3 protein-coding genes and 1 pseudogene are annotated in these 5,642 nt (G+C 75.1%); 2 read left to right on the forward strand and 2 right to left on the reverse strand.

What is annotated here, in order from left to right:
- On the forward strand, nucleotides 1–1,497 hold a 1,497-nt coding region (locus AB0O00_RS27825; protein WP_363656293.1), incomplete at its 5' end, for a translation initiation factor 2.
- Here AB0O00_RS27825 and AB0O00_RS27830 read toward each other — a convergent pair.
- Nucleotides 1,485–3,617 carry an NB-ARC domain-containing protein gene (locus tag AB0O00_RS27830; RefSeq protein WP_363656295.1) on the reverse strand — a complete coding sequence of 711 codons (2,133 nt, stop codon included), beginning with the start codon at nucleotides 3,615–3,617 and terminating at the stop codon, nucleotides 1,485–1,487. The two genes, AB0O00_RS27825 and AB0O00_RS27830, sit on opposite strands and share 13 nt — an antisense overlap.
- Nucleotides 3,618–3,819: 202 nt before the next feature.
- On the opposite strand from AB0O00_RS27830, the gene AB0O00_RS27835 reads away from it, so the two are divergent.
- Nucleotides 3,820–5,112 (forward strand): carbohydrate-binding protein, encoded by a 1,293-nt coding sequence (locus AB0O00_RS27835; protein ID WP_363656297.1) that lies wholly within the window; start codon nucleotides 3,820–3,822, stop codon nucleotides 5,110–5,112.
- 73 nt (nucleotides 5,113–5,185) lie between these two features.
- Here the strand turns inward: AB0O00_RS27835 and AB0O00_RS27840 are convergent.
- Nucleotides 5,186–5,642: pseudogene (locus AB0O00_RS27840) on the reverse strand (hypothetical protein); the annotation flags it as partial.

Genomic DNA, 5,642 nt, shown 5'->3' on the forward strand with positions numbered 1-5,642 from the left:
GCCGGAGCGCGCTGCCTTCCGTGGTCCGAGGCCCTGGCCTCCCCGCACGACCTGATCCTCACGGCCAGTCCCAAGGGCGGACTCGGCGACCTGCGCGGCCACCAGGTGCTCCTCCCGCACGGCGCGGGCTTCAACAAGGCGCTGCCGGACGAGGGCTCGCCCGTGCTGCCGTCCGGCCTCGATCCGGCGTTCCTGCTCCGCGCGGGCCGGCCGACCGCGACGCTGCACGCCCTCGCCCACCCCACCCAGATCGAGCGCCTGACCGCGCAGGTCCCCTCCGCCCGCGGCCACGCCGTCGTGGCGGGCGACCCGACGCTCGACCGGATCCTCGAATCGCTGGACCGCCGCGACGCCATCCGCGCCGCGCTCGGCACCGGGGCCCGGCGGCTGGTCGTCCTGTCGTCCACCTGGGGCCCGGAGTCCCTCCTGGCCCGCCGCCCGGGGCTGCCGGCCGCGCTGGCGGCCCGGCTGCCCCACGACGCCTACCAGTTGGCGCTGATCGTGCACCCCAACGAGTACAGCCGCACCGGCGCGTTCGACCTGGTCCGGCAGTTGCGGCCCGCCCTGGACGCGGGTCTGGTCCTGGCGGCGCCGTACGAGGAGTGGGCGGCGCTGCTGGTCGCGTGCGACGCGGTCGTCTCCGATCACGGGTCGGTGGCGCTGTACGCCGCCGCCCTGGACCGGCACATCGTGGCCGGGTGCGCCGGCGCGAGCGAGCTCGTCCCGGGCAGCCCGATGGACGAACTGCTCGCCTCCGTACCGCACTTGGACCTCGACACCGCCGCGTCCGACCTCGCCCCGGCGGCGCCGCCGCGCACCCGGCGCTTCGCCGAGCAGGCCTTCGCCCTCGCCGGGGAGTCCCTGGAGACGCTGCGCCCGGAGCTCTACAAGCTGCTCGGGCTGGCCCCCGCTCCGCACCCCGTCCGGTCGCGCCCGCTCCCCGTGCCGCGACCGGACCGCACGGCGCCGCACGCCCCGGCCGCGTTCGCCGTCCGGGCCACGACGCAAGGGCGGCGCGTCACCGTCGAGCGGCTGCCACCGTGGACCGACCTGCCGCTCCACCACCGCGCCGCCGAGTACGGGCGGGCCGGTGTCCGCCAGCTCCAGAGCGCCGCGCTGATCTACCGGCGCTGCGGAAACGTTTCCGCCGACGGACCCCACGCGACCTGGCACCAGGAGTACCGGACGGCCGCCGGCCGGACGGCGGAGGTGCTCGACGAGTACCCGGGCTGCCGCACCGCCGCCGTCGTCCTCTCCCCCACCACGTGTCTCGTCCGACGCGACGGCGCGGAGCCGTTCGCCGTCCGCGTCGGCCCCACCCGGGCCGGCACCGTGATCCGCCTGACCGACCCGGCCGCCGTCCTCTCCGCCGTCCACGCCTGGCTGGGCAGCCACCCGCTCGCGCTCCCGGGCACGCTCACCGCCCGGATCGGCGGCACCGACTACCGCGTCGACCTGACGCCCGCCACCGAGGCCGAGCTGGCTCAGCCCGCCTGACGGCCGGCCACCTCCGCCAGCGCCAGGCGGTAGCCCTCGGCGAGGGCGGCGTCGCCGTCCTCCTCGCAGAAGGCCACCAGCGTCTCCAGGACCCGCAGTTCGTCCGCCGCCGACTCGCGCGCCCTGGCCCCGGCGAGGGCGGCCTCGTACAGGCGCGCGGCATCCTCGCGGCGGCCGACCCGCCGGAGCGCCACGCCCAGTTCGAACGCGGTGCGCGAGGACATCCGGTCCCGGCCGAGTCGCAGCGCGGTCTCGTGCGCCTCGGTCAACAGCTCGACGGCGCGGTCGAGTTCGCCCATCGCGACGGCCCCGCGGCCGATCAGGTAGGTCTGGAGCATCGCGCCGTACTCGTTCCCGATCGCCCGGTGCACCTCGCGCGCGGCCTCGAAGTCGGGCACGGCGGCGGCCCAGTCCCCCTGGACGGAGGCCAGCTTGCCTCGGAACTCGATCGCCGAGGCGAACAGCTTCCGTTCGTCCGCCCGCTCCCCGAGCAGCCGGCCGCGCCCGACCGCGGCGTCGATCTCCTGCCGCGCCTCGGCGTACCGGCCCTGCTCCCAGAGCGGGCGGGCGAGCTGGCAGTGCATGCGGACGATCCCGGCGGCGAAGTCCGCCCGCCGGGCGGAGGCCAGGCCGTGGCGGAAGGCCTCGGTCACATCGGCGTAGTGCTGGTGGTCGAGGAAGTGCGTCCAGAGCGGTTCGCACAGCGCGACGGCGTCGTCGTCCAGGCCGTCCTCGTGGGCGATCCGCACGCCGCCGAAGAGGGCGAGGTGTTCGCGCTCCAGCCAGTGCATGGCCGCGTGCTTGTCGGCGAACTCCAGGTCCGGCACGCCGGCCAGGCCGGGCTCCTCCGGCGCCGGGCCGCAGACGGTGAGCCGGGCGCCGGCGGCGAGGAGGTCCGCCCTGGTCGCCTGACGGCGCAGCCAGCGCACCAGTCTGCGCCGGACGTCACCCGGGGCGTCCGCGCCCACGCCCGCGCCCGCATCCGTGCCCGCACCCGCGCCCGCATCCGTGCCCGCACCCGCGCCCGCGTCGGCCCTGCGCAGCGCGTGGCCGCGCAGCAGGTCGTGCATGCCGAGGCCCTCGGGCCGCCGCAGCAGCAGCCCGGCCTCCTCCAGTTCGTCGACCGCGTCCTCCGCGAGGTCCAGGCCGGAGCCGAGCAGCGCGGCGGCGACCGGGACGGTGACCACCGGGCCGGGGTGGTGCGGGAGGGCCCGGTACAGCCGGGCCGCCGTGGGCCCCAGACGCGCGTAGGCGGCGTTCCAGACCGCTTCGACCACGGGGACGCCCTCCTCGCGGAGTCCGGCGGTGAGTTCGTCGATCAGACGCCGCAGCTCGCGGTTGCGGCGCTTGCGCAGCAGTCGCCCGGCCACCAGGATCGCGGCGGGCAGGCCCGCGCAGCACCCGGCGAGTTCGGCGGCGGTCTGCGGGTCATTCACGAGCCGGGGATCCTGGACGGTCGCGTGCAGCAGGCCGGTGGCGTCCTCGCCGGAGAGCGGGCCGAGCGGGAGGTCGACGGATCGCGCGCCGTCGAGGTCGGCCAGCCGGGCGTGGCTGGTGACGATCACGACCGCGGCGCCGGAGGACGGCAGCAGCGGGCGGACCTCGGCGCCGCTCTGGGCGTTGTCGATCACGACGACCAGCCGCTTGTCCTGGGTGGCCGCCCAGTAGGCGCGGCGCCGTTCGGCGTAGCCGGCGGGCAGGGCGTCGCCGCGGCCGAGCGCGTGGCAGAGGTCGCCGAGCGCGTCGGCGACCTCGACGACGCCGTCGCGCCGCAGGTCGTTCAGGTCGACATGGAACACGCCGTCGGGGCAGTGGCCGAGGCGGCGGAGTTCCCTGGCGAGGCGGAAGCCGAGTTCGGTCTTGCCGATGCCGCCCATGCCGCTGACGCAGACCACCAGGGGGCCGTCGGCCGGCGCGCCGTGATCGCCCGCGACCGCAGCGAGGACCGCCTCCTGCTCGATGGTGCGGTCCGCGAAGTGCGCGGGCGGCGGGGGCAGTTGGACGGGTGTGTCCGGCTCGGCGGCCGGTGCGTGCACGTACAGGTGCTCGATGGTGTGCGCCTGGACGATGGTGCCCGCGCGCACCTGTCCGTCGACCCGGTTCGAGATTTCGTTGGCCACCCGTCAACTCTAGGCCCGGCGGGCCGTGGCGACGCGGAGTCGGCTTGACCGTTTCGGGGTTGACCACCCTTCCGAAAGAGGTCTATACCAGTGACAGTCCTCGGCAACGACCCCGTGCCGTAGGCCAGTTCGGCCCGCGCGCCGCCCCCACATCCGGCGCGGACGGGCCTCTTACCCCTGCCGTTTCCTGGAAAGGTTTCCGATGGAACGCGCTCTTCCCCCACACCCCGCGCCCGACAGGGCCAACAGAGCCAACCGGGCCTCGCGCCGGGCCGCCCTCGCCCTCGCCGGCGTGCTCGGGCTGGTCGCCTGCGGCGGAGCCGCCGTCACCGCCTCCGGCGCCGTGCCCTCCGTCACCGCCGTCGCCGCCGCCACGACCAGCCTGGGAAGCAACTGGTACGCCTCGGCGCCGTACCTGATGCCCGAGGACAACAGCCCGCCGGACGCCGCCGCGGTGATGGACGCCACCGGGCAGAAGGCCTTCCAGCTGGCCTTCATCCTCGCGCAGGGCAACAGCTGCGCCCCCGCCTGGGGCGGGACGTCCTCGATCGACTCCGACACCACCATGCCGTCGGTGATCCGGACGATCCGCGGCAAGGGCGGGGACGTCTCGGTGTCGGTCGGCGGCTACGGCGGCACCAAGCTCGGCCAGGTCTGCGGCACGCCGGAGGCGACCGCCGCCGGGTACCAGCAGGTCGTCACCAAGTACCAGCTCAAGGCGATCGACTTCGACCTGGAGGAGCCGGAGTACGAGAACACGGCGGCCATCCACAACGAGATCGGCGCCGCCCGCATCCTCCAGCAGAACAACCCCGGCCTGTACGTGTCGATCACCACGGCCGGCACCAACGCGGGCACCGGCTGGTTCGGCACCCAGATGCTGGGCGAGGCCAAGTCCCAGGGCTTCACGCCCGACAACTACTCGATCATGCCGTTCGACGGCGGGTTCAGCGGCGCCGCCGCGCAGACCGACGCGCTGGTGAAGTTCAACCAGATCCTGCAGAACACCTTCGGCTGGTCCGAGGCCACCGCGTACGCCCACGAGGGCGTGTCGATGATGAACGGCCGCACCGACGCCGCCGAGTACTTCCGCCAGGCGGACTTCCAGACCGTGCTGGACTTCGCCACCGCGCACGGCCTGGCCCGCTACACCTTCTGGTCGGTCAACCGCGACCGCCAGTGCCCGGGCCCGGTGGACCCGGGGCTGTCCGGCTCCTGCTCCAGCGTGGCCCAGGGCGACTGGGACTTCACCAAGTACACGGTGAAGTTCGCGGGCGCGACGCCACCCACGACTCCTCCGACGACTCCTCCGACGACCCCGCCCACGACCCCGGGGGCCTGCACCCTCCCGGCGTGGAGCGCGAGCACGACGTACACCGCCGGCAACAAGGTCTCGTACAACGGGCACAACTACCACGCCAAGTGGTGGACGCTGAACGAGGTGCCGAGCGCCAGCGGCCAGTGGGGCGTCTGGGCGGACGACGGTCCCTGCTGACGACGGTTCCTGCTGACAGACGCGTGCGCGTGTGAGGGGCAGGCCGACGGGCCCGCCCCTCACACACGTACCGTCAGCCCCGGTCGGCCGTGATCCGCTCGCGCAGGTCGGCCAGGATCTCGGCCGCCTCCGGCAGCCCGACCCGTCGGCAGCGGTCGACGGCGGCGCTCAGCCGGGCCGCCGCGGCCCGCGTCCGTCCGAGGTCGGTGCCCTCGATCAGCGCGGCCATCCGCACCGCCTCGGCGCGCGGCGACTCGGCCTCCTCACCGCCCTCCTCGTACACCGCGATCGCCCGCTCGGCCTCGGCCAGCGCCTCCTCGTACCGCCCGGCGATGGCCAGGCAGCGCGACCGCTCGTAGTGCGAACCACCGCGCAGGAACCACGAGTTGTACGAGGCGCCGGCCCGCTCGGCGGCCTCGCCGACGGCGTCCGCCTCGGCCAGCCGGGCGAGCGCGGTCTCCAGCCCCTCCTCGCCGCGTGCGCGCATCACCAGCTTGGCGAAGTCCCGCAGCGTCCCGGCCACCTGGTCC

Origin of the sequence: Kitasatospora sp. NPDC093558 (assembly GCF_040683475.1) — a bacterium.
Classification (GTDB): Bacteria; Actinomycetota; Actinomycetes; order Streptomycetales; family Streptomycetaceae; genus Kitasatospora.

Excerpts from the sequence above, each read along its gene's own strand:
- AB0O00_RS27835 (WP_363656297.1), top strand. The coding sequence starts at position 3,820 with ATGGAACGCGCTCTTCCCCCACACCCCGCGCCCGACAGGGCCAACAGA.